The organism is Streptomyces scabiei 87.22 (assembly GCF_000091305.1).
GTDB classification, from domain to species: Bacteria; Actinomycetota; Actinomycetes; order Streptomycetales; family Streptomycetaceae; genus Streptomyces; species Streptomyces scabiei.
Genome location: NC_013929.1, coordinates 3,722,332 through 3,745,222 on the forward strand (window position 1 = coordinate 3,722,332; position 22,891 = coordinate 3,745,222).

The 22,891-nt window shown below is 71.0% G+C and carries 27 protein-coding genes; 26 read left to right on the forward strand and 1 reads right to left on the reverse strand.

Annotated features, from left to right (window positions below; all coding sequences use genetic code 11):
- The first annotated feature begins 86 nt into the window (after window positions 1-86).
- The 19 genes from SCAB_RS48470 (at window position 87) to SCAB_RS15705 (ending at window position 15,771) form a co-directional block, all read left to right on the forward strand.
- Window positions 87-539, forward strand: a complete 453-nt coding sequence (locus SCAB_RS48470; RefSeq protein ID WP_078580116.1) for a hypothetical protein — start codon at window positions 87-89, stop codon at window positions 537-539.
- 38 nt (window positions 540-577) lie between these two features.
- Window positions 578-1,735, forward strand: a complete 1,158-nt coding sequence (locus tag SCAB_RS15620; protein ID WP_374195894.1) for a hypothetical protein — start codon at window positions 578-580, stop codon at window positions 1,733-1,735.
- A 10-nt stretch (window positions 1,736-1,745) separates the two neighbouring features.
- Window positions 1,746-1,994 carry a hypothetical protein gene (locus SCAB_RS44875; RefSeq protein WP_060878356.1) on the forward strand — a complete coding sequence of 83 codons (249 nt, stop codon included), beginning with the start codon at window positions 1,746-1,748 and terminating at the stop codon, window positions 1,992-1,994.
- Window positions 1,995-2,190: 196 nt separating this feature from the next.
- Window positions 2,191-3,333, forward strand: coding sequence for an AAA family ATPase (locus tag SCAB_RS15630; protein WP_013001053.1), 1,143 nt, complete (start codon window positions 2,191-2,193; stop codon window positions 3,331-3,333).
- Window positions 3,330-5,129, forward strand: coding sequence for a hypothetical protein (locus SCAB_RS15635; protein ID WP_013001054.1), 1,800 nt, complete (start codon window positions 3,330-3,332; stop codon window positions 5,127-5,129). Before SCAB_RS15630 ends, SCAB_RS15635 begins: the two co-directional genes overlap by 4 nt.
- A 193-nt stretch (window positions 5,130-5,322) precedes the next feature.
- On the forward strand, window positions 5,323-5,820 hold the full coding sequence (locus SCAB_RS15640) for a hypothetical protein (protein WP_173402879.1): 498 nt from the start codon (window positions 5,323-5,325) through the stop codon (window positions 5,818-5,820).
- Between the two features lie 100 nt (window positions 5,821-5,920).
- Window positions 5,921-6,346: a hypothetical protein gene (locus SCAB_RS15645; protein ID WP_013001056.1), complete on the forward strand. Its 426-nt coding sequence runs from the start codon at window positions 5,921-5,923 to the stop codon at window positions 6,344-6,346.
- Window positions 6,343-7,188 carry a hypothetical protein gene (locus SCAB_RS15650; protein ID WP_013001057.1) on the forward strand — a complete coding sequence of 282 codons (846 nt, stop codon included), beginning with the start codon at window positions 6,343-6,345 and terminating at the stop codon, window positions 7,186-7,188. Before SCAB_RS15645 ends, SCAB_RS15650 begins: the two co-directional genes overlap by 4 nt.
- Before the next feature lie 731 nt (window positions 7,189-7,919).
- On the forward strand, window positions 7,920-8,678 hold the full coding sequence (locus tag SCAB_RS15660; protein ID WP_037729849.1) for a hypothetical protein: 759 nt from the start codon (window positions 7,920-7,922) through the stop codon (window positions 8,676-8,678).
- On the forward strand, window positions 8,675-9,322 hold the full coding sequence (locus SCAB_RS15665; RefSeq protein WP_013001059.1) for a hypothetical protein: 648 nt from the start codon (window positions 8,675-8,677) through the stop codon (window positions 9,320-9,322). The genes SCAB_RS15660 and SCAB_RS15665 overlap by 4 nt, the downstream gene beginning before the upstream one ends.
- A 16-nt stretch (window positions 9,323-9,338) precedes the next feature.
- The gene (locus SCAB_RS15670) at window positions 9,339-9,746 is read left to right on the forward strand and encodes a hypothetical protein (RefSeq protein ID WP_013001060.1); all 408 of its coding nucleotides are present in this window, start codon (window positions 9,339-9,341) and stop codon (window positions 9,744-9,746) included.
- A gap of 273 nt (window positions 9,747-10,019) precedes the next feature.
- A complete protein-coding gene (locus tag SCAB_RS15675; protein WP_037729850.1) occupies window positions 10,020-10,403 on the forward strand; it encodes a hypothetical protein in 384 nt (127 codons plus the stop codon).
- The gene (locus SCAB_RS15680) at window positions 10,400-11,203 is read left to right on the forward strand and encodes a DUF317 domain-containing protein (RefSeq protein WP_013001062.1); all 804 of its coding nucleotides are present in this window, start codon (window positions 10,400-10,402) and stop codon (window positions 11,201-11,203) included. Before SCAB_RS15675 ends, SCAB_RS15680 begins: the two co-directional genes overlap by 4 nt.
- 26 nt (window positions 11,204-11,229) lie before the next feature.
- Window positions 11,230-11,586, forward strand: a complete 357-nt coding sequence (locus SCAB_RS15685) for a hypothetical protein (RefSeq protein ID WP_013001063.1) — start codon at window positions 11,230-11,232, stop codon at window positions 11,584-11,586.
- Window positions 11,577-12,338 carry a DUF317 domain-containing protein gene (locus SCAB_RS15690; RefSeq protein ID WP_013001064.1) on the forward strand — a complete coding sequence of 254 codons (762 nt, stop codon included), beginning with the start codon at window positions 11,577-11,579 and terminating at the stop codon, window positions 12,336-12,338. The genes SCAB_RS15685 and SCAB_RS15690 overlap by 10 nt, the downstream gene beginning before the upstream one ends.
- Window positions 12,339-12,573: 235 nt before the next feature.
- Complete coding sequence (locus SCAB_RS15695) at window positions 12,574-12,990, forward strand: hypothetical protein (protein ID WP_013001065.1); 417 nt, start codon at window positions 12,574-12,576, stop codon at window positions 12,988-12,990.
- A 213-nt stretch (window positions 12,991-13,203) separates the two neighbouring features.
- Window positions 13,204-13,479 carry a DUF317 domain-containing protein gene (locus SCAB_RS49265; protein WP_013001066.1) on the forward strand — a complete coding sequence of 92 codons (276 nt, stop codon included), beginning with the start codon at window positions 13,204-13,206 and terminating at the stop codon, window positions 13,477-13,479.
- A gap of 33 nt (window positions 13,480-13,512) precedes the next feature.
- Window positions 13,513-13,971: a hypothetical protein gene (locus SCAB_RS49270; RefSeq protein ID WP_308057809.1), complete on the forward strand. Its 459-nt coding sequence runs from the start codon at window positions 13,513-13,515 to the stop codon at window positions 13,969-13,971.
- A gap of 3 nt (window positions 13,972-13,974) precedes the next feature.
- Window positions 13,975-15,771, forward strand: coding sequence for a type IV secretory system conjugative DNA transfer family protein (locus tag SCAB_RS15705; protein WP_013001068.1), 1,797 nt, complete (start codon window positions 13,975-13,977; stop codon window positions 15,769-15,771).
- Here SCAB_RS15705 and SCAB_RS47300 read toward each other — a convergent pair.
- Complete coding sequence (locus SCAB_RS47300) at window positions 15,739-16,218, reverse strand: hypothetical protein (RefSeq protein WP_158512237.1); 480 nt, start codon at window positions 16,216-16,218, stop codon at window positions 15,739-15,741. The genes SCAB_RS15705 and SCAB_RS47300 overlap by 33 nt on opposite strands.
- Between SCAB_RS47300 and SCAB_RS47305 the strand changes: the two genes are divergently transcribed.
- The 7 genes from SCAB_RS47305 to SCAB_RS15745 all read left to right on the forward strand — a co-directional run bounded on the left by SCAB_RS47305 (window position 16,205) and on the right by SCAB_RS15745 (window position 22,889).
- Window positions 16,205-16,531 carry a helix-turn-helix domain-containing protein gene (locus SCAB_RS47305; RefSeq protein ID WP_013001069.1) on the forward strand — a complete coding sequence of 109 codons (327 nt, stop codon included), beginning with the start codon at window positions 16,205-16,207 and terminating at the stop codon, window positions 16,529-16,531. The two genes, SCAB_RS47300 and SCAB_RS47305, sit on opposite strands and share 14 nt — an antisense overlap.
- Before the next feature lie 420 nt (window positions 16,532-16,951).
- Window positions 16,952-17,794, forward strand: a complete 843-nt coding sequence (locus SCAB_RS43755; RefSeq protein WP_231885024.1) for an alpha/beta fold hydrolase — start codon at window positions 16,952-16,954, stop codon at window positions 17,792-17,794.
- Between the two features lie 59 nt (window positions 17,795-17,853).
- Window positions 17,854-18,726, forward strand: a complete 873-nt coding sequence (locus SCAB_RS15720) for an adenine nucleotide alpha hydrolase family protein (protein ID WP_173402976.1) — start codon at window positions 17,854-17,856, stop codon at window positions 18,724-18,726.
- Window positions 18,723-19,997 (forward strand): DNA cytosine methyltransferase, encoded by a 1,275-nt coding sequence (locus tag SCAB_RS15725; protein ID WP_013001072.1) that lies wholly within the window; start codon window positions 18,723-18,725, stop codon window positions 19,995-19,997. Before SCAB_RS15720 ends, SCAB_RS15725 begins: the two co-directional genes overlap by 4 nt.
- Window positions 19,997-21,115, forward strand: a complete 1,119-nt coding sequence (locus SCAB_RS15730) for a DnaB-like helicase N-terminal domain-containing protein (RefSeq protein WP_013001073.1) — start codon at window positions 19,997-19,999, stop codon at window positions 21,113-21,115. The genes SCAB_RS15725 and SCAB_RS15730 overlap by 1 nt, the downstream gene beginning before the upstream one ends.
- Window positions 21,116-21,693: 578 nt before the next feature.
- The gene (locus SCAB_RS15740) at window positions 21,694-21,999 is read left to right on the forward strand and encodes a transposase (protein ID WP_013001075.1); all 306 of its coding nucleotides are present in this window, start codon (window positions 21,694-21,696) and stop codon (window positions 21,997-21,999) included.
- Window positions 21,996-22,889 carry an IS3 family transposase gene (locus SCAB_RS15745; RefSeq protein ID WP_012998008.1) on the forward strand — a complete coding sequence of 298 codons (894 nt, stop codon included), beginning with the start codon at window positions 21,996-21,998 and terminating at the stop codon, window positions 22,887-22,889. The genes SCAB_RS15740 and SCAB_RS15745 overlap by 4 nt, the downstream gene beginning before the upstream one ends.
- Window positions 22,890-22,891 lie beyond the last annotated feature (2 nt).

Here is a 22,891-nt window from a genome sequence, read left to right on the forward strand (position 1 = left end):
GGACCGCCCCCTTGAGACCAGCCCGGCGTACCACGACCCGTCCGCCGTCCCCTCGCCGCTGACCAGCAGAAAGAAGGAATCCTTCTCTGTCCGACCACTTCCGCTTCCGTGCCCATCCCGAACACGGTTTCGTCGCCACCGCCGCACCGAGCTTCACCCCTCACCTGGCCGAGTGGTTCCTCGTCCGCGAGCAGTTCGAGCCCGTCCCCTTTTCGCCGGGCCTGTACCGGCTCACCGAGCCGGAACGCGATGGGCTGCGCCGTACCCGCCAAGCCGTCCACGACCTGCGCAGCCTCGGCTACAGCGTGCAGGCCGACATTCACCCCGACCCGTCCCTCTCCGCCGACCCACCACGCCCGGACCGGCCGAACGGGCTCCAGGAGCGCCGCAGCCGTCTCGCCCAAGCAGCAGCCAGCCGAACGACGCAGCGCGCCACACCGCCCACCACTTCCCCGCCCTCGGCCCGACCGATCCCACCGAAGCCCACCTACGCACCGACCGTCCACCTGACGGCCTCGGGCAGCGGACGGTCCCGATGACGCCCGCGAGCAATCCGACCCCAGAGGGCTCCGTCCCGGTGACACCGGAACTCACGGACAGTGCACGCAACTTCCGGCTGCGGATGGCGGTCATCGACCGCGAAAGCGAGGCCGCGCTCGACATGACATGCGACCGCTACGGTCGCACCGTCCACGCAGACGCTGCGGCAGCCGCGCGAGTCCGACGCAACAGGGCTGCGGTGGAGGCGTACACCACCCAACTCGCCCCGCACGCCGATGCTCTGCTCGATGCCGCCCGGCGTGCGCTCGACGAACTGCCACCGGCCCGGCACCTGGCCGGGTGGCGGGCCGTGCTGGACGCCCTGGCCGCCTCCGCCGCCGAGATCCGCCGGGCCCTCGACCAGCCGGATATCCCCGGCTCCCCGGCCGAACTCGCGCGGCATTCGGCCCTGTGGCCACACCTCACCGCCTGGGCCGAACACAGCTCCATCGCCAGCAACCTTGCCGACCAGCACAAGCACCACCGCCACAAGGCCCCGCTGACCGACGAGGAACAGCAGATGTGGACGGAGATGGCCCAGGCCGCTCAGCAGCGAGGCGAGCTAGAGCGGACCGAGTCGTGGTACGCCGCCGACGGGCAGCCGATCCCCCTCGCCCACCTCGTCGAGAACGACGACTCGACGCTGGTCGCGCTACGAGGTGACCCGGACGCACCGGGCTGGCAGGTGATCGGGCACTACGCCCACGAATGCGAGGCAGGGAAAGCACTGCCTGCCCCGGTCCCGCCCGGTGTGCTGCGCGCGGACGTCTCCCGGTTCAACCGCCCGGCGCCCGCCCCGGAGGTGTCGCTGCAGGAACTCATCCGCGACGTGGTCGAAGGCCAGGCCGCGGGGGACGCCTCCGAAGCTCTCCTCGGCGCCGTCCAGCGCGGCTACATCTCGGGGCCGATGGTCCGTCTCCGGGAACTCCTCGAAACGAGTGGCCAGTTCGCCGGCGCGCTGGAGAGCGTGCAAGGCCGCCAGATCGCCGCCCGCCTTGCGGCGCTGGGCCGGCAGATCGAGTTCCTCACCCGCGAAGTCGAAGAGGCTGCCGAGGACCTCGGCGCGACCGTCGCCGTCCTGCCTCCGCACCGCACCCCCGTGCTGCGCATCCGCCCGCGCCCCGCCGTGGACACCACACCCCCCCACTCCGCCGCCCCGCACCAGCACGCCAGCCCGCCAGCCCGCCACCGATAGGAGATCCGCCTTGCCCGAAGCACCAGCAGAGCCGTTCACGCCGATCCGGCACACCATCACCGGCGAGATCACCACCACCGGCTACAACGCCGCCGCCCGGCGGATCCTGCTCCAGGACGGCTTCGAAGAGACGCCAGGCTGCGCCTGCCGAGCGACGGAACCCGGTACGGAGCGGACGCACGGGCCTGCTCGGCAGCCGGCGAGCTGCTCGTCGCCAGCCATCTCCTGCACCTGGACCGAGCCCTCGGTCGGCCGGTGAGCGCCGACGCTACGCCCCCGGTCGGCCCGGTCGCCGATGTCAGCACAGTCCGTGATCCGCTCCGAGAACGGCCGGCCTCTCCAGCGCATCGCCAACCCCGCCCGCACCCGCACCTGTTGAAGGGGCCTCATTTTTGACCACACCCGGAACGCCTACCAGTCCAGCGCGCACCAAGGGTGGCGAACTGCGGGCCAAGGTGGCCCGGCTGCTGGCCGACCGTCCGGCGGACGCACTCACCATCGGGGACATGGCCAGGCAGCTGGGCCATTCCCACGGCGCCGTCCGCAACGCCGCCCTCACTCTGGTGCGACGCGGCGAGGCCGACCAAGGCGGAACCGGACAACCGGAGTTCCGCGCGAACGCGAAGACCGCCGCAGCCGCGCAGACCGCTGTGATCAGCCCACCGGGCACCCACGCTCCCCGCACCCAGACGACCACCGCCCGCACGACCATTACCGCAGCAGCCGCTCCGAAGCAGACCGGCCCGATCCGCCGCGCGGGGGGTCAGCTCTACCACCCCCGTGAGCTGGCCGATCTGCCCGACGTCGAGGCGTTGAATCGCTTGCGCGACGCCGACGTGCCGGTGCTGCTCTACGGCCCTCCGGGCACCGGCAAGACATCGCTGGTGGAGGCGGCGTTCCCGGACCTGCTCACCGTCGCCGGCGACGGCGACACCACGGTCGGCGACTTGATCGGCGAGTACACGCAGGCCGACGGCGGGGGTTACGTTTTCCAGTACGGTCCGCTGGTCACCGCGATGACCGAGGGCCGTGCCCTGCTGATCGACGATGCCACCCTGATCTCGCCGAAAGTCCTGGCGGCGCTGTATCCCGCGATGGACGGGCGCAGGCAGATCCAGGTCAAGGCCCACAAGGGCGAGACCATCAAGGCCGAGCCGGGCTTCTACGTGGTGGCGGGCCACAATCCGGGCGTACACGGCGCGGTGCTGACGGAGGCGCTCGCGTCCCGGTTCAGCGTGCAGATCCAGATCGGCACGGACTATGACCTCGCCCTGGCCTTGAGGATCGATGCCCGGGTGGTCCGGGTCGCCCGGAACCTCGCCCGTCAGGTCGAACTCGGCGAGCTGGGCTGGGCCCCGCAACTGCGGGAACTGCTCAGCTACCAGAAGACCGAGGCCGTCCTCGGCACCAAGGCCGCGCTCGCGAACCTGGTCGGCATCGCTCCTGTGGAGGATCGCGACGCCGTCGCCGACGCCGTCATGAAGGCTGTCGGCGTCAAGAAGATCGCGCCCCTCACCCTCGGCAAGCAGCTCCCCGCCTCGGCCGCCCGGCAGCCCCCGGTCAGCACCGGCTCCGCACACCGGGGCCGCTCGCGATGAGCGCCCACCACCACGTCCAGTCCCCCGCCACCACCCGGGACGACGACGCCGCCCTCGCGCGCTGGGACGACGACGGCGCCCCGCCCGCAAAGCCCCGTTCCTCCCCGGCCGCGTGGCTGCGGGTGGGAGCCGAACTCGGCGACCGGCTGGTCGACCTCTCCGGCCGCCAGGACCTCCTCGTCACCTGCCGCCCCGGCACGCGCAGCGGCGCACCGGCCGCGTTCTTCCCCACTCTGGGCGAGGTCGAGTTCGACGCCGGCCTGTTCGCCCCGCTCAAGCCCCACGAGATCCATCCGCGGATCGTGGGCGACGAGGAGCGGTATCCCGCCGCCTGGGGAGTGTTCGTCCACGAGGCCGCGCACGCGGCCCACTCCGTCTGGACGGCGCCTGCCGGAGCGAGCCCCCGTGTCGTCGAGGCCGCGCTCCTGCTGGAGGAGAGCCGCGTCGAAGGCGCACACCTGATCACGCGGCCCACGGACCGCACGTACCTGCGCACCAGTGCCCGAACCCTGGTCATGCCCGACATCGCCCACCCCACCCTCCAGGGCATCGAGCACGCCGCCGGTGTGGCGGCCCTGGTCCTGGGCCGCCGTGACGTCGGCATCCTGGACGCCGGCGAGACCCGGGCCGTCGCCGATCTGTGCGAAAAGGTGCTGGGCGCAAATCTTCTGGCCACCCTCACCCGCATCTGGACCGCAGCCCACCGGTGCGCCGACCACGACGCCACGACCATGCTCGCGCACGGTCAAGAATGGTGCGACGCTCTGGACACCGCGGCCCCCGCGCTGCCCGTGCCGGAGAACCTCACCGATCTGCTGTCCGGCGCCGTGGGGGTCGTCATGGACCACGCGGCAGCCACCGACGCCGCCGACCTCGCGGCACAGGCCGCAGCGGCCAACGCCATGGCCGCGCAGTCCAAGGCGCAGGCTCAGGACCGCGCCCAGCGGGCCGGCCGGCGACGCAAAGCCGCCGCCACCGCCAAGTCGGTCTTCAACGCCCGTGGCACCACCGTCACCCCCGACGGCACACCGGCGCCCTCCGGCAACCCGGTCACCGGCACCCGCAGGCCCAGCGCCGCCGAGCAGCGTGCCGCCGCGCGCCTGAGCCGCGCCCTGCGTGCCGCCGCCTACCGCGAGCGGACCGAGGAACAGGCCACCAGCCCCACCCCGCCCGGCCGCCTCAACATGCGCGCGGCCCTCGCCCGCGACGCTCAGCGCGCGGCCGGGTCGGTCCCCACCGCACAACCGTTCACCCACACCCGCCGCCGGAACACCCCCACCCCACCGCTGCGTGTGGGTATCGCCGTCGACGTCTCCGGCTCCATGCGTGCCGCCTGCGCGCCCGTCGCGTCCGCTGCCTGGATCGTGGCACGCGCAGCAGCCCTGACCGACCCCGACTCCCTCACCGCCACCATCGCCTACGACAGGCACCTGACCGCACTGATCCGGCCCACCCACCGAGCACCAGAGCGCGTGACGACGTTCGACGCCACCGGCGGCCACCACAACCTCGGCGACGCCATCGACGCACTCGACCACGGCCTCGAACTCAGCCGCCCCGGCGCCGGCCGCCTCCTCGTGATCGTCACCGACGCCCGCTACCGCAGCGACGAAACCGCTTCTGCCGTCACCCGCGTCAAGCAGCTCACGACCGCCGGCTGCGCCGTACTCCAGCTCACCCTCACCGCGAAGTCCCACCACTTGCCGGGGACCACCTTGCTGCACCTGCCACAGCCCTCCAGCGCTCCCGCCGCCATCGCCACAGCGGCCACAGACGCCATCCGCAGGACACGCTGAGACGACGCAGAAGGCGGAAGCGTCCCCGAGACCACCGCCAAGCACTCCAGACCACCTCCGTCCGCCGCATGAACCGTGCATCTGATGCACGACCCTCCGCGACGACGCAGGCCACCACCATCTGTCTGCTCGACCGCACAGACCCGCCCTTAGCCCCTGAACTGCCCGCCACCGCAAGGAGATCACCCCGAATATGGCTGTCCGCACGACCTGGAAAATTGTCCACAGCTGTGGACACGAAGTGGCACACAACCTGTCCGACCGACCTGCCGACCGGCGCGCCGGATTCGCCCGCTGGCTCGCCGAGCGTGACTGCACCGACTGCTGGAAGGCCGCCCGCGACGCCGACACCGAATCCAAGGAAGAGTGGCTCGCGGCCAAGCGCGCCGCCGAGCAGGAGGCTGCCGTCGCGTGGGCGAAGCAGTTCGACATGCCGCCGCTGGAAGGCTGGGCCAAGGCCCTGGAGTGGGGCGAGCGCTCCCGCCACCAGCTGATGACGGCCGCACACACCGAGCTGGTCGTGGAAGGGACCTGGGACGAGGCGGACTGGGCGGAGTTGGAGGAGAAGGCACGCTCCATCACCGCCGCCGGATGGTGGATCGACCAGCGCGACGCCGAAGGCACTGACCTGCTCGAACTCCTCAACGCTGCAAGCGAGAACGACCGCGGTACGGAGAACCCGTTCCGCTGACGGCAGGGGAACATAGCCGGGAAACGCCGGTTAGCCAAACCGGCGTTCCTCCGGACCATTGTTCCTCCCACCGCCGCCACCGATTGCGTGGAAGGAACTCATGTCCCAGCCCCCGCCCACTTCGGCGTTCGCGCCGACGCCCGACCCGCTCACCCCCGCCCGGGACATCACGCACCAGCACTTCCAAGCTGGCGACACCGTCGTCGTCCTGAAAGGGGTGGCCAGCGGGGAACTGTGGGGCGACGCGATGCGCGTCGTCGCCCCGTCCTGGCACACCCCGACCGACGAGGACGGCTGGCGGCTGCGTGATGCGACCGGCGGAGCCCAGACCTACGTCACCGGCCACCCCCGCTACCTCGTGCACCTCTCGCGCCGCTGCCCGGACTGCCTGATCTACCTGCGGGCCATGGAAGACGCGCTCCTGCCGCGGTGTGCGGGCCGTGACGAGCTGATCGACTGCGGCTGGTACACCACCACCGCCCTCAACCAACTCGTGCACATCGCCGACATCCGGAGCGGCCGATGATCCCCCACCTCAACGAGCGCACCCACACGCCGCACGACCCGCTCGCCGAGGCGCTGGGGCGGCCCATCTCGCCGAATGAGGGCCTGCCGGAGTACACGGTCGTCGCTCACTGGCCGGGACTGGATTACTTCGCCCCGGACGACGAGCAGAGGACCTGGACTTCCGTCCAGTGGGCCGAGCACCTCGAAGATCCGTACCTGGAGCATCCGTTCGCGGTCAGCCCGGACGACGACCGAAGGCCGATCCTCCGCATCGACGTCCGGCTTCATTCGGACGACCGGGAGCTGACCGGACCCGAGTGGGCTGAAATCGCCCACCGGCTCGCCCGCGTTGCCGGCATCGAGATTCCCGGCAAGGAGGACGGCTGCCGGTGGATTGCCGTTCAGGCCCGGTCCGGACGCATCGATGTGATCGCCAACCTGATCCACCTCGACGGGGCATGGCACGCTCCGCCCGCCGACATCCTGCGGCGCCTTGCGGACGAGGCACGCCGCATCGAGCAGGACTTCCACCTGATCCCCCTCCGCTCCGGCCCCACGGCGCGGCCCGCAATCCGCACGGCGCCCACAGCGTCGGCCCAGCTCGCGAGCGTCCTCACCCAGCTCGCCGACGAGCAGGTCGGTCCGCTGGCCACGGTCCGCGGACTCGTCGAGCACACCGCGCACCGGATCACCCGCCAGCCCGGCGCGGTCGGCACCGACACGGCGCACCGCCTGGAGCTGATCGCCCGCCGCCTCCATGCCATCCAGCAGGACCTGGACAGCGCCGCCGCGCGTCTGGTCCAGCCTCGGGCCGCCGCCGTACCGCCCGCCGCCCGGCACACCGCCCACCGATCGTCGTAGAAGAAACGTCTCCTCGCCCCGTACCGACCGATTCCTGGACATCCGCCGCGACCCGCACTCCGACGAACTCCTCGCACGCGGCCGGGACTCCGAGGCACACAGCATCCTCCAGCGCGCGGGTTTCATAGCCGTCGTCCGCCTCCACGAGACCTACCACCGCGCCCCCACCGGCCTCACCGAAGACGACGAGTCCCGTCTCGCCACCGACGCCGTCGCCCGCCTCCGGACAGCCGGATACCACGTCGACTGCGCCCCGGACTTCGACACTGACGCCCAGCCGACCAGTTACCTGCCGCTGGGCTTCTCCGTCGCCCACCTCGCCGAGCGCCTTCGTAACGCCACCACCACGGACGAGGCGGCCGACGCGCTGACCGAGCTGACCGCCGCCCACGACGGCATCCTCGCCGCACCGGAGGAAGTGCTCACCGCCACCGCCGACTTCCACGACGGTCGGCCAGGCTGCCGACCCCTACACCGCCCGGCGACTGCGCTACCTCGCCCACGAGCACCTCCACATCATCCGCACCGACCTCGCCCACGCCCGCACCGCCCTCGCCGACCGGCGCACCCCGCACCCCGGCCGCAGCACCTGCACCGGGGAGGTTCCCACCACCGAACGCGAACGCTCCGCCGTGTGCGCCTGCCCGCCCCCCGCCGCGCACGCTCCCGGCCCCTCCGCCACCGGTAGCCGACGGACTGCGCCGCTGACCCCCACCTCGCCCAAGGACACCATGCACAACCACGACACCTCCGAGCGCCTCGCCTCGTACGCCGACGTCCTCATCGGCGAACTCCCCGACACCTGGACCAGCACTCACCTCCCGCCGGAGGCCAAGGACGACCTCGCCGAACTGGCCGACCGCATCTGGGACCTGGACCTGGTCGCCGCGTCCCTCGCCGAGCGCCCGCTTCATCAGGCAGCCGTCCTGAGCCGCCCCGACGGCGCCCAGCTCGTCCTGCTGGACCGGCACGACGCACGCGACGGCTTCCTCATCGCCGCCATCGCCCCTCGCGCCCTGCCCGACGAGGCGTACCGCGCCGTCCCCGAGCCCAACGGCATCGCCCTGGCCGACGATCCGTTCCTGGGCGCCGAGCAGGTCGCCGGCGACCTGCTCGCCCGCTACGACAGCGCGCTCGCCCAGGTCCGGCACAACGCCCTGGGCGGCATCCAGCCCTCCCAGCCGGACCGGGTCGTCCTGACCTGGCAGCCCGACGGCAGCGTCGCCACCGCACCCGTCGACGACCGTGCCGGCGTGATCCTCGTCGCCCACGGCTTCGTCCAGGACCCGCAGAGCGGCATCTACCGCCTCAGCGGTGACGACACCAGGGCGCAGGCGCGCGCCCTGCGCGAGATCGGCCCGCAGCTGGACGCGCTCGGCGTCGGCACCGCCCTCCAGCACCCCGCAGGCCGGACCGCGCCCACCTCCGCCCCAGCCTCCATGCCAGCCTCTCCGGCCGGCAGTCGTGCGCCGTCCACCAGGGCTCGATGAAGCAGACGGAGCCCGAGTTCTGGGTGCTGGAGTACATCACCATCACCAAGGATCCCCGCAGCAGCCTGGTCGTCGCCATCGGCGGCACCGAGAAGGCGGCGGACATCCTCCAGCGAACCGGCGGCTTCCTCTCCGCTGCCGGACCGCGCGGTGATTACCACCGGCTTCCCCACGGCCTACCCGTCGAGCAGCAGCGGCTGAAGGCGGCCACCGCCTCGCACGCCCTGCTCGCCGCCGGTCACAGCGTCCACCTCGACCCCGCCCTGAACATGCTGGCCACACCGGACGGCGAACGTGACGGGGCCCTGCGCTACCTCGCCCATCTCGCGGAGCGGGCCTCTGCGGCCAAGACCAGCAGTGAGGCGGCCGAGGTGCTGACCGAGATCGCCGCCCCGGTCAACGGGCTGCTGCCCCTCACCAGGGAAGTGGTCGTCCGGGCCTGGATCGCCACCAGTGACCTCCTGGGGACTTCCCCCGGCGAGGAACCCGAACCCCTCGCACGGCTCGGGGACACCGCCAGCTCCCTGAGCCAGGCCGCGCACGTGATCCTCCGCGCCCGCAACCACGCCGCCCGGGTTTCGCAACCGGCGGCCCCCACACCGCCGCCGAGCACCGCCCAGCCCTCGGCCTCCCGCCACCGGTGACCCCGGAGAGACAGACATGGCCAACCTGGCCGACGAATACGGCACGGACGTCGAGATCTACATCAAGGCCCTGACGACCACCATCCACGCCGACACCCCCACCGGCGCCCCCGCCCAGCTCCACGACCTGCTGGAACAGCTCGGCCTCGAACGCCACGAATACCCCACAGGCGTGCCGCTCTACATCTGGCACACCGTGCCCGAACACCTCGATGCCGCCGAGCAGAAGCGCCTGGCGACCCGCGCCATCCCCGCCCTGCTCCTGGCCGGATACGAGGTCAACTGCACGCCCGGCGTCTTCGACGAAGCCGCCTACCGGCAAGCCGTGCACAAGGCCCGCACCCGTGCCGCCCGTCCCTCCACGCAGCATCCGCCACCGGGCAGCTCTCCCTCGCACCCCGCACCGGCCCGGCGCACCCCGTAAGACCGCCCGGGCGGCCCCGGCACTCCGGGGCCGCCCACCGCACCACTCAATCCCGGAGAAACCCGTAGCAGCCCGCACACCCCCGCCGATCAGCCACCGGCTCAAACCCCGACTCGCGACCGCGCTGTTCCGCCGCTACCTGCGCGCCTGCACACCGCTCGGCCCGGACCGCGTCTCCCTGCTGGCCAGCACCCGCCCGGAAACCGTCCTCGCCGAGACACTGCGCGTCGGCCACCGCCACCACCACTGACCGTCCCCCTGACCCGGAGGAGCATGTCCCACCCCGCCCCCCATCCGATGAAACTGGCCGACGAGATCACCCGCCGGCTCGGTCAGCTCTCCGATCACCTCTCTCAACTACCCCCCGCCCAGGCCGCGCAGGTCATCGCCCGCGTTCTCGACCCAGAGACCGGAGTCCTCGGCGGTGTCACCCAACTCGTCGCCACCGGCAGCGTGTTCGCCAAGGACCAGGCCGAGCGGGGATTCCTCCCCGCAGAGGTGTGGCTCGCTCTGGGCCGCGCCTCGAACGAGCTGTACGACATCGCCCTCGACCTGGACGAGCACAAGGACACCCTCAAGCACGCCGGCACCCAGCCCGCCACCCGTGCGGCGAAGCCCCCGGCACCCGCACCGCTCGTCATCCGGCGGCACCGGTGAAGAAGAAGCAATGGCAGGGCTGGGGGCCGGGCGAACAGGCCGAGCAGCACTACCTCGTCCAGCCCCGGGCCCTCGCCGGCGGCGGCGACGTCCGCCACGTCGCGGCGTTCCTGCGCGCCTCGGGATGGCGGGACAAGTCCAAGACGAACGGCCCCCTGCTCATGGGGAGCCCCGACCGCACCGTCCGTGTCGCCTACGACCCCTACGTCCTTCCCGGCGGGTGGACCATTCACGGCAGAGCGGACGGCCCCAAGGGCGAGTGGACGGCGCACCTGGGCCGGCAGACCCCGGTGGAGATCGTCGCCGGTCTGACCGACGCCCTCACCCGCCCCCGCTCCGCCCACGCGCCCAACGTCTGGGCACCGTTGGAGGAGCAGAACTGGCACACGCGTTTCGAGGGCGAGCACTACACCGCGACCAGCCCTGACGGCACCGCGTGGATGCAATACCACCACAGCCCCGACGGCACGGCGATGTGGTGGACCGGAGCGAAGGACAAGCAGGGCAACGGGTGGACGGCCAACTTCACGCCCAACACCCCGATGCACCTGATGCAAGCCTTCTCGACCGAACTCGCCAGCCCCGATCCCGTGATGCGCCCGCGCGGACGCGTACCGCACAGCGCGCAGATCCGCACCTGGTCAGTCTCCGTCAAGCCCTCCCAGCTCGGTGCGTGGCAGCAGGCCCGGATCACGGCCGCCCGCGCCGCCACCTGGGCCCAGGGCAGCGCCCGAAGCACCCGGCCACGCACTACCGCCCGTCCCTACACCCCGGCCGACGGCGCCCGGACCCGCCGCTGACCCGACGCCCCGTCCCAAGGAGCCCGATGCCCGCACTCACCCCGGACACCATCCACACACTGACCGAAACGCTGTCGGACCTCACCGACTACCTGCGCGAGAACCCCGACCCCGTGGAGGCCCTCGCCCTCGTCGAGCCTCTCCTCGACGAGTACACGGGCCTGCCCGTCCAACTCGCCGACACGCTGCGCGCCCTCGCCCGTGCCCTTCACAACCACACGGACGTCCCGCGCACCGCGCAGATCGACCTTCTGATCACCGAGTTGCGCACGGCCGCGTGGGAGCAGACCGACCAGCACACCCTCCACTACGTCCTGGACGACCTCCGCGACCTGTACGGCAGCGCCGGCACGAGCGAGCCGGGGTACTGCCGGTGCCGCTGAGCGAACGGCAGCTCGCCGCGTACGCTGACAAGCACGCCGGGCGCATCCCGTTCGACACCAGCCCCCGCCACCTCGCCGGCCCCGGAGACGCCCGCCACGTCACCCACGGTCTGGCCGCCGCCGGATGGAGCGCCGTCTCCGACCCCCTGAGTGCCGAGATCGTCCTGCACAGCCCCGACCTGCGCCACCGCCTCCAGTTCGACCCGCAGTCCGCCACCTCCGCATGGTGGCGGCTGCGGGCGGAGCCCACCGACACCGAGCCCGGCTGGTACGCCGAATTCGGCGAACTCGTGCCCGCCGAGGTCCTCGCCGGCTTCACGGACGCCCTCATCGCTCCGCCGCCGCAGGAGGCGGACCCGTGGCAGCCGGTGACCGTGGCGGGCTGGCACCGCGCCTCGAAGGGCACGGCGCATTCACCGGACTCCATGTGTCACGTCGAACTGCGCTCGTTGCGCGAATTCAGCGCCGGGCCGTCCTGGCACGTCGAGACCCGTGAGCCCGACCGCGGAAAGTTCCGCGGCCCGAGCATCTGGCACGCCTACCTCGACGAGCGCACCCCCGCCCGTCTGGTCGGATCGTTCCTCACCGCACTGACCGACCGTAGCCCGCTCCAGCGCGGCATGTATGACCGCACCGGCCACTACAGCGCCGTGCAGACGCCCAGTGCGCTGCGCCCGCAGCAGGTGGTCGACGCGCACACCACCCGTATCGACTCCCTCCGCGCACGGGCACGCTCCACCCGCCGTCAGTAGACGAAACCCGCGACGGCCCCGGCCCCGGCGAACGTCGGCGCAGCCCAGCCGACCGCTCGCCGCTGAACCGACAGGACTCCACCTCATCTCCAGCGACCACCACGCACACCGCGACTCCCTCCGGCACCTCGACGACTATCTGAACGACAGCAAGAAGATCCTCGACGCCTGGGACGCCTACACCGACGAGCACACCGACCTCGACGGCTGGCCCCACGACGACCACGCCTACGGCATGCGCGCGAGCCAGCGCGACGCCGACACCCTCACAGCGTTCGAGCCGCTCCGCTACGGCGCCCGTCACCTGCTGGCCACCGCCGAAACAAAGCTGGCCCAACTGCCGCAGAACACGGTGCAGAGCCGCTGGGTCTACCAGTTGGGCGTCCTGCGCGACGCCCTCGACCGGCTCGACGAACTGCACGAGCGGTGGCTGGCCACCCAAGACGCCCTCCCCACCACCGCCAGGCCCGGCACCGCCGACTTCGACGACCCCCTCGCCGAGCATCACGCCGAATCATGGAGCTACCTCGACGACTGGGCCACTCACGGCAAGACGCTCCGGGAGATCAACTCCGCTGCCCGCAAGGCCCGTTCGCCTCTGGCCCCCATACCGCTCCCCGCACCTCTCCGGCGGACTGCGGCACGGAAGTGAGCATGCCCCCGGCTCCCGAGACCGTCGAGGTCGACTTCATCACACCGCGGCACCTCGCCGGCCGCTGATCCGGCCTGGATCACCATCCCTCTCTACCGTGCCTGCCGCTGAAGTCATGGCAACGACCCCCTCCTGCCGCGCGTCCTGCTCGCCAGCCCCGACCAGAAGGCCCTCCTGCGCCTGGAACCCGATCCCGACGGACAGTGGTGGACGTTGAGCCACGCTGCGGAACCGGACCGTCCCGCCTGGTACGCGAGCTTCGGCGCCCGCACGCCCGTCGAACTCATCGCCGCCGTCACCGACTCCGCCTCGACAGCGAGCGCCCCCTGCGACCCGTACGAACCGCTGCGGCAGATCGGTTGGTCACCGTACGGCGAGAGCGGCCTCATATCGCCCGACAATGCGACGTACGTCGAGCGCCTGGGAACGCTGGATGATCCGGGAGCCTGGTTCGTCACCGTCACGGCCGGCCTGCATCAGAACGTGTGACAGGCCCGCTTCGGCGAGCACGCTCCCACACGCCTGGTCACCGCGTTCACCGCCGCGCTCGCCGATCCGGCCCCCGTCGCGCGCACCGGCGTGGCGGAGTTGCACACCCGAGGGGAAACGTCCGAACAGGGGGCGGGGAGCGGGGTAGCTAGCGCGCTACATGGCGTGACGGCTAGCTCTCCCCATAGGACACCACCTAGCGCGATTACTAGCCCTTTACCTAGCGTGCAGTGGTCGACGGTCTTGCAGGTCCACCAGCTCGCCAGCCGAGCCGAACCCCGTGCGCAGTTGGCCGACCCACGACCCAAACGTCGTCACCCGCCGGACCACAGACGTGCTCGCCGAACTCGTAGCCGGGGCGCTGGAAGAACGCGTCCACACCCTCGCTGCCCGGCGCACCGTCCCGCCGACCACACCGATGCCCTCGGCGCCTGCGCCGGTCAAGAACGGCCGCAGTCGCTGATCCCCACGTCCCCGCCCGGAAGCACGTAGCCCTTGCCCCCTTCCTCCTCCTCGAACAGTTCCACCGACGGTTACGACCTCGTTCTGCGCCTCCTCCTCGGCGTGCTCGCAGTCGTCGTCCCCTTCGCCCACTTCGCCTGGCTGTCGGGCAACATCACCGCCTACCTCACCGGAGCCGACTGGGCGCCGTACCAGCCGACCGCCGCCCTACTCCACCCCGAGCAGGTCTGGCCCGGTACGGGAGAAACGTCCCTGCTGATCGGCGCCCGCATCGTGCCCGTCCTTCTACTCCTGGCCCTCGCAGTGGCGGGCGGCGTCGTATGGGCCCGGCACAAGAGCCGCAGCGGCGGCCGGGAAAAGAAGATCGCAGACATGGCCAAGGCCCGGGACATCGAGCCCCTGATGGCCAGGGCGATCACCGACAAGGCCCGCTCCCTTCGGCCGAGTCTGAAGGACGCCAAGAACATCGACGCGAAGGACACCGGCATCCTCCTGGGCAACCTGCAGGGCACCAGGCACGAGGTGCGCATGGGGTTCGAGGACGTCGCCGTCGCGATCATGGCGCCCCGGTCCGGCAAGACGACCTCGCTCGCGATCCCCTCCATCCTGCACGCCCCGGGCCCGGTGCTGCTCACCAGCAACAAGGCCGCCGGCGATGCCTTCACCACGGCCTACGAAGCGCGGGCGAAGACGGGACAGGTGTGGACCATGGACCCGCAGCAGATCGCCCATGCTGCCCGCGAGATGTGGTGGAACCCCCTGGCCGGCGCGACCACCCTGGACGGGGCGAACCGGCTGGCGGGCCACTTCCTCGCCGCGAGCGTGGATGCGTCCCAGCAGGGCGACTTCTGGTCCAAGGCCGGCAGCAACATCCTGTCCCAGCTGCTCTTGGCCGCGGCTCTCGACGAGCGGCCGATCACCGACATCATGCAGTGGCTCGCCTTCCCTGCCGACCGGACCCCGCTCGACATCCTCCGTGATCACGGTTTCGCCGCCGTCGCTGCGCAGTTGAAGGGCACCGTGGAGGGGCCGCCCGAGACCCGCGACGGCATCTACGAGACCGCCCGCCAGTACGCCGCCACGCTGCTCAACTCCGAGATCGCGGCCTGGGTGACGCCGCAGAAGGGCGTCCCCGAATTCCAGCCGGCGCAGTTCGTCACCTCCACCGACACGCTCTTCCTGCTCAGCAAAGACGGAGGCGGCGGCGCCTCCGCGCTGATCGCGGCGTGCGCGGACTCGGTGATGCGCGCCGCGACCGCCCAGGCCGAACGCGCCGGCGGACGGCTCGACCCGCCCATGCTGGCGATCCTCGACGAGGCCGCCAACGTGTGCAAGATCAGCGACTTGCCGGATCTGTATTCGCACCTCGGGTCGCGCGGGATTATCCCGATCACGATCCTGCAGTCCTACCGCCAGGGCCAGAAGGTCTGGGGTGACGCCGGCATGGACGCCATGTGGTCCGCCTCGACCGTGAAGGTCATCGGCTCCGGTATCGACGACCCCGACTTCGCCGACAAGCTCAGCCGCCTGATCGGCGACCACGATGTCGAGACCACCTCGACCTCCCACTCGGAGTCCGGCAAGTCGACCTCCGTGTCGATGCGGCAGGAGCGGATCCTGCCCCCCGACGCGATCCGGGCCCTGCCCAAGGGCACCGCGCTGTGCTTCGCCACCGGCATGCGGGCCGCGATGCTCGACCTGCGTCCCTGGTACCTGGAGCCCGGCGCTGACGAGCTGTCCGCCGCCTCCGACCGTGCGTCGAAGGCCATCACCGCCCGCGCCATAGCCAAGCACGCATTACAGCAGGGCGACTACGACACGGCCGCCTAACCGCGCTGCGCCACACCCCCAAATCACGCTGACCGCACCACGACCCTCCGGACCACCATGGCCCTCACCGATCACCACGACATCTTCATCGGCTCGACCGGCGACGGATGGACCTTCCTCGTCCTCAACCGCCCTCTCCGCAACGCCGCCCGCATCCTGACCGGCGCGGGATTCACCGCCCGCGAGCACCAGGGCCGCACCCTCTACCTCCTGCCGCCCGCGGCTGCCGAGGACGCGCACGAGCGCGCCGGTGTCGCGGCCTTCGGGCTCATGGCCCACACCCTGGACCTCGTCGGCCTGGCCTGGACCACGCGCCAGCACGGCGCAAGCCCGGATGCCCAGCCCGACGTGACCATCCGCTTCACCGAGCACGCGGTCGCCGCGACCGCGGCCACGGGCCAGGCCGGCGCCGTCCTCGTTCCAGACGACACCGGTGCCGAAGATCACGGACAGCCAGTACGCCGTCCTCGCCCGGTTGTCCGCAAGTGGCGGCACCCGTTACGTGATCAGCCGATACGGCGTGCTCAAGGCCATGGACAAGGACCGGGCCACCGTGAACGTCGCCACCCTCAACGCCCTGATCAAGCGAGGACTCGTCGAGGTGGACACCACAACATCCCTGCACCAGGGCCAGCGCCTCCACGTCACCGCCGCAGGCCAGCGTGCCCTCGCCCAGCACAAGCCCGCCACCATGCCCGCCCGAACAGCGGCCGTGACGCCTCCTGCGACCAAGCAGGCCGCCGTGGGACGCACGCGATAACCGGCTTCGCCCTGACGGACCGCGTCCTGGTCAGCCCCGTCTACCTGGCCGGCCCCGGCGACTCCACTGTGGCACGGCCGCCCGCCGTTGCTGCCCCCGCCGTCACGCCGGGCCCGCGCCACTGAACATCTCCGCCGCCGGGATCCAGCGCGACACAGCTACCGAAGGCCACAGCTGTACGGGCTGATTGGCCGGCCCTCTCGTGGCCGCCTCCTCGCCATCCGCCCGACCCAGTACGGCGGCAAGCGCAGTGCGGTGCCGGACGGGCGGTTCCACCGCCCCGGCGCGAACGCCGAACGGCAGCCCCCTACTGATCCCCGTTTGGGAGTCCTACCTGTGCGCAACCCACCCTTTGCCACTCAGGTGTTGTCGGTCTCCGCCGCAGACGGCACGCGTCTGTCCGCTTACCGCGACACTCCGGTGCACCCACGTCCCGGCGGCGCGACGGTCGTGCTGGTGCACGGCGCGTCCGTCACCGCGGACCTGTGGCGTGTCCACGCCCGGCATCTGACCGGTCTGGGCCTGAGCGTCGTGCGCTACGACCAGCGCGCGCACGGTCACACCCCGCGCGGCCAGGCACCGCTGACGATCCGGCAGCTCGCCGACGACCTGCACCAGATCCTGACCCACCTCGTCCCCGACGGGCCGCTCGTGCTCGCCGGCCATTCCCTGGGCGCCCTCGTCCTGCAGGAGCTCACCGCCCTGCACCCCCAACACCAGGCCCGCGTAAGGGGCATGGTGCTGCTGTCGGCCACCGCACGCGGGGCGAGCGTGCTGCCCGGCCGCAGCCCGCGTGCCCTGCTTATGGCCACCGGACGCAGCCTGTTCGCCCTGACCTGCACCCACGCGCCCCAGGCCGTGGACCGGCTGCGGCACCGGCTGCCCACCACACACCCCTACAGCCTCGCGCCCCACCCTGATCGGCCGGCCGACGGGCCACCGCCGTGCCGCCACGGCATCCGCCACACCCCCACCCGCGATCTCGCCGACCTGTGGCAGTGCCTGCGCCGCTACCAGCCGCGCGACGCCACCATGCTCAACCAGCTCGGCGACCGGCTGCTGCTGATGGCCGGCGCGGACGACCGGCACATCCCCGCCGCCCACACCAAGCAGCTGGCCGCCCAACTCCCGGCCGCCCGCATGGAGATCCTCCCCCGCACCACGCACGCGCTGCCCATCCGCCGCCCCGCGCTCATCAGCGACCGCATCGCCCGCCTCGCCGCCGAACCCGGCCCCCACCCTCCTCACCCCCAGGACCGATGATTTCCGAACTCCCTGCTTTTCGAGCAATTTCACTAGGCGCCGGCATCCAGTCCAGCGCCATGCTCGCCCTCTCCGCACAAGGCATACTCCCGAAGGTCGACTACGCAATTTTCGCCGACACGGGCTGGGAACCAAGAGCCGTTTATTCCCATCTCGACCGGCTGGAGCGAGAAATAGCCAGACCCGCAGACATACCCGTTCTCCGCGTATCCTCCGGAAACATACGCAAGGACGCCCTGGACCCCGACCACAGATTTGCGTCAATGCCGCTCTACGTCCTGAACAAGGACGGAAAACCCGGTATGACCAGGCGGCAATGCACAGGGGAATACAAAATTAAACCGATCAAGAAAAAGGTCCGCGAACTACTCGGCTACCCCTATCCGACACGCATCCCCAAGGGCGTCTTCGTCGAGCAGTGGGTCGGCATCTCCACCGACGAATTCCACCGGGCCAAGGACGCCGACGTCAAATATATGCGCAACCGGCACCCGCTCATCGACATGGGCTGGTCTCGATCCGACTGCATCCGCTACCTGACGTCGCTCGGCCTAACCGACACCCCGAAATCGAGCTGCCTCGGATGCCCGTTCCACGGAAACGCCCAATGGCGCAACATCCGCGATAACTCCCCGGCGGAATGGGAGGACGTGGTGGAGTTCGACGCGGCTATACGCAAGGGGAACGCCCGCGCCAACGCCACCGGAAACCGTCTGCTCGGTGAGGCGTTTCTCCACCGCTCCCGCGTCCCGCTCAGCGAAGCCCCGATCGATCACGTCACCGCCGCCGAATGGGCGGCGATGCAGCAAGAACTCACCGACAGCGGACCGGACCTTCAGGAGCTGGAGCAGGGCGTCGTCGACGGCTGTTCCCCGTGGGCCTGCCGCGGTGAAGTCGAGCCGGTACAGGACGACTTCGGACTGGCCTCTTGACCATCCTGGACCTGTTTGCAGGACCGGGGGGATGGAGCCACTCGCTTCACGTCCTCGGCGTACGGGACGTGGGCCTGGAATGGGACGAGTGGGCCTGCAAAACCCGTGCGGCAGCAGGGCAGTTGACCATTCGCACCGACGTGGCGCTGTACCCCGTCTGGCCCTTCCTTGGAAAAACCGTCGGGCTCATCGCGAGCCCGCCCTGCCAGGCATGGTCCATGGCTGGCAAGCGCCTCGGCCTGGTGGACCAGCCCTTGGTTCACCAGGCGGTCGCCGACCTCGCCACCGGTCGCGACACCCGCGCACAGCTCCTGGCCGCCTGCCGTGACGAGCGCTCCCTGCTGGCGGCCGAGCCGATGCGCTACCTGCAGGCCCTCAACACAGTCGGCGAACCGGAGTGGGTGGCCATGGAGGAGGTCCCCGACGTGCTGCCGCTGTGGCGCCAGTACGCGGCCGTCCTGCGCGGCTGGGGGTTCTCGGTCTGGTACGGGATCCTCAACGCCGCGGACTTCGGCGTTCCGCAGACGCGGAGGAGGGCGATTCTGCTCGCCTCCCGGGTCCGTACGGCACAGCCTCCCACGCCGACGCACTCCCAAGTCGCTGAGCCCGAATCGTTGTTCGGTCCGGGCCGCGCCCGCTGGGTGAGCATGGCTGAGGCGCTCGGGTGGGGCGCGACCGACCGGCCCGTCCCCACCGTTTGCGCTGGCGGCGGACCCGGCGGCGGGCCCGAGCCTTTCCCTTCGGGCTCCCGAAAGACGCTGTCCGATGCCCGGGAGCGCGGCACCTGGATGCCGCGACCGGCTGGAGTGGTTCTGCAGGCCCGCCGCGAAGGCGCAGGGTGGGCGGCGCGGCACGGCACCCGTGAGAACCGTGCCGACAGCGCTCCGGCGCCGACGTTCAGCACCGACGCCCACCGTTGGTCTTGGTCACTGCGCAGCAACAACCAGGCCAACGCCACCATCCGGTCCATCGAGGAACCGGCGGGAACCCTGTTCTTCGGACACCGCGCGAACGAGTGCACGTGGGTCGCAGAACCGGCCGCTGCGCCGACACAGGACACGGAAACCCCCGCTAGGCCGGAGCCGATCCGGATCACCGCCCGCGAGGCGGGCCTCCTGCAGACCTTCCCCGCCGACTACCCCTGGGCCGGCAACAAAGGCCAGGTCTTCAGCCAGATCGGCAACGCGGTCCCTCCATTGCTCGCCGGCCATCTCCTCGCCCCGCACCTCGACGTCACCCTCGACCCCGACGACTTCACCCTGGCTGCCTGATGCCCCACAGCCCCGAATGCGACGAAGACGACCTGCCCGACACGCATCCGCCGCAGCCCGTGCGCTACGCCGAGCAGGCCCTCCTAGGTGCCCTCCTCCTCGAGCCGCATCGGCTCGGCAGCGTGACCGGGATTACCGCCGACTCCTTCTCCACCGCCGCGCACGCCGCTCTGTTCGCCGCGATCAGCGCCCTGCCCCGGCCCGATCCGGCCGAGCACGCGAAGAACACCAAGTGGCTCGACCAGGTGCTCGCCGCCGGCCGCGAGCAGGCGCGCGGCCTGTCCGTCTCATATCTGCACACCCTCATCCAGATCTGCCCCTGGCCCCGCCACGCGCCGGCCTACGCGCGGATGGTCGAGGCCGAACACGCCCGCCGCCGTCTGGAGGCCGCCGCGGAACGCCTCGTCCAGACCGTCCACGATGTCTCCCTCTCGCACCCCGTCCAGACGGTGCTCGCCGAGGCCGACGCGCTCGCCGCGGTCGTGGACGAGATCGCGAGCCGCTTCCCGCCGCGCGCCGGCGTCCTGCCCCGTACCGTGGCACCGCCGCCGACCATCGCGCCCGACTCCACCGAGGCGGTCGAGGAGGAGCTGCTGTTGCTCGCGACCGCCACCGCGCGGCCCGCAGATATCGAGTCCGTCCGGTGGCTGCTTCCAGAGGACTTCAACCGGCCGCTGCACGCCGGGCTGTGGCAGTGCCTGACCGCCCTCGCTCGCCGCCGTGAGCCCGTCGACCCCGTCACCGTTCTGTGGGAAGCCCAGCAGCGCGGTCTGCTGGACGACGGAAGTGAACCGGGCGAGGTGCTCCGCCTGCTGGCCGAACCGGCCGGGTCCGTGGAGCACTGGGGCGAGCGGGCCCTGCAGCGTTCCCTTCTGGCCACCGCCGAGTACACCGGCCGGCGCATCGAGGCGTACGCCGGCGACCCAGTGAACACCCCGTTCCAGCTCGTCGTCGGCGCCCGCCGCTCCCTCGCCGACATCGGCGCCGTCCGCACCCGCTGGCAGCACGCCACCGGAACGGTCCCGCCGCAGCGACCGCGCCCGGCGCCGACCATCCGTGCCGGCCCGCCGACCACCACGGCCGCGCGCACCGTCCGCGCCGCGCGAGCTACCCGATAACCCCCGAATACGCCGGTGGCCGGACCCGAAGGCCCGGCCACCGGCAGAAGAGACGACACACCAACGTGACTCCCACCATCGACGCCCACGTCCGCCTCGACAGCCACCCCACCCATCCCAGCGCCGTGACCGCCGTCGTGACCGGCGCCCAGGCGCACATCGCCCACCTGGGCCTGGAGGCAGCCGACTGGGCCGTCGTCGCTGACAACGTGCTGGTCCTGGTCCGCATCGACCATGAGGAGTCTCAATGGAGAAGTCAAGCTAGCGGGACGGGGTTCGGCCCTGTGCCTCCGTTTGACGCAGTCCCGCTCCGGACTCAGGGTGGAGTGAGAGGCAACTGAGAGAGTTCCGCTCCCAGCGAGGGGCTTCGAGATGCCACACACCGATCTGGCTGATGGCCGCATTCGTGTCATCCACCCCAGCGCCTACGAAGTAGCCGCTCCAACTGCCAGGAAGCGGCGACAACGCGTGGGTGGGGAAGCCAACCGGCGGACCGCCCGAGCTACTGAACTGAAGCTTCCCCTTGATGTTGGACACCTGGAGACTGGGACATGAGGTTCCAGAGGAAGTAGTGCCAGGTGGGAAGTAAGAGCAACCGCAGCAGGCGGTACTCGGAGGAGTTCAAGCGCGACGCGGTCGCGCTGGTCCGGTCCTCCGGCAAGACCGTCACCGAGGTGGCTCGGGAGATCGGGGTCAGCTCCGAGGGGCTGCGGAACTGGGTCAAGCAGGACACGATCGACCGCGGGCAGGGGTCGCCGGGTGAGCTGACGAGCGCGGAGCGGGAAGAGCTGCGTCGGCTGCGGAGGCAGAACCGTGAGCAGGCCGAGACGATCGAGGTGCTGCGAAAAGCGGCGGTCTTCTTCGCGAAGGAGAGCGATCGATGAGCGAGGTGTACGCGTTCATCGAGGCGGAGAAGACCACCCACAACGTTGCTCTGCTGTGCCGGCTGCTGAAGGTGGCCCGGTCCTCCTTCTACGCCTGGCTGGCCGGCGAGCCGGCCCGCGCCGCCCGCCGGGCCGCCGACGACGCCCTGGCCCACGAGATCACCGTGTTGCACATAGCCTCCCGGTGCACCTACGGAGTGCCGCGTATCCATGCCGAGTTGCGCAGGATGGACCGGCGGGTCAACCGCAAGCGAGTGGAGCGGATCATGCGTGAGTGCGACATCACCGGGGTCACCCGGCGCAAGCGCCGGTCGCTGACCCGTCCAGCGAGGAAGGCGGTGCCCGCTCACGACCTGATCGGCCGTGACTTCACGGCCGCCGACCCGGGGCGGAAACTGGTCGGTGACATCACCTACATCCCCACCGACGAGGGCTGGCTCTATCTCGCGACCTGGCTGGACCTGGCCACCCGCGAGATCGTCGGCTACTCGATGGCCGACCACCACCGCGCCTCTCTGGTGGTCGACGCACTGACGATGGCCGCCGGACGTGGTCGGCTACAGACCGGCTGCATCGTGCACTCGGACCGCGGAGCCGAGTACACCTCTGACGAACTCCGCCGGGAAATAAGCAGGTTGGGCCTGCGGCAGAGCATGGGCCGAACCGGCTCGTGCTACGACAATGCCGCCGCCGAGAGCTTCTTCGCGCTGCTGAAAGCGGAGATCGGCACCCGCCGCTGGCCCGACCGGACCACTGCCCGCGCTGAGATCTTCGCCTTCATCGAGACCTTCTACAACCGCAAGCGGCTGCGAAGGCATCCAGTCTGGGGCTACCTCACCCCGCTGGAGACCCGTCAGCGACACGAGCAAGAGCATGCCCTCGCAGCGTAAGC

Bases quoted from the DNA above. Each gene is read 5' to 3' on its own strand.
- SCAB_RS15675 (WP_037729850.1), top strand. From the start codon at position 10,020: ATGTCCCACCCCGCCCCCCATCCGATGAAACTGGCCGACGAGATCACC.
- SCAB_RS15660 (WP_037729849.1), top strand. From the start codon at position 7,920: ATGCACAACCACGACACCTCCGAGCGCCTCGCCTCGTACGCCGACGTC.
- SCAB_RS15670 (WP_013001060.1), top strand. From the start codon at position 9,339: ATGGCCAACCTGGCCGACGAATACGGCACGGACGTCGAGATCTACATC.
- SCAB_RS15695 (WP_013001065.1), top strand. From the start codon at position 12,574: ATGCGCGCGAGCCAGCGCGACGCCGACACCCTCACAGCGTTCGAGCCG.
- SCAB_RS15730 (WP_013001073.1), top strand. From the start codon at position 19,997: ATGCCCCACAGCCCCGAATGCGACGAAGACGACCTGCCCGACACGCAT.
- SCAB_RS15745 (WP_012998008.1), top strand. From the start codon at position 21,996: ATGAGCGAGGTGTACGCGTTCATCGAGGCGGAGAAGACCACCCACAAC.
- SCAB_RS15650 (WP_013001057.1), top strand. From the start codon at position 6,343: ATGATCCCCCACCTCAACGAGCGCACCCACACGCCGCACGACCCGCTC.
- SCAB_RS15720 (WP_173402976.1), top strand. From the start codon at position 17,854: ATGCTCGCCCTCTCCGCACAAGGCATACTCCCGAAGGTCGACTACGCA.
- SCAB_RS15665 (WP_013001059.1), top strand. From the start codon at position 8,675: ATGAAGCAGACGGAGCCCGAGTTCTGGGTGCTGGAGTACATCACCATC.
- SCAB_RS15640 (WP_173402879.1), top strand. From the start codon at position 5,323: ATGGCTGTCCGCACGACCTGGAAAATTGTCCACAGCTGTGGACACGAA.
- SCAB_RS15645 (WP_013001056.1), top strand. From the start codon at position 5,921: ATGTCCCAGCCCCCGCCCACTTCGGCGTTCGCGCCGACGCCCGACCCG.
- SCAB_RS15635 (WP_013001054.1), top strand. From the start codon at position 3,330: ATGAGCGCCCACCACCACGTCCAGTCCCCCGCCACCACCCGGGACGAC.
- SCAB_RS15685 (WP_013001063.1), top strand. From the start codon at position 11,230: ATGCCCGCACTCACCCCGGACACCATCCACACACTGACCGAAACGCTG.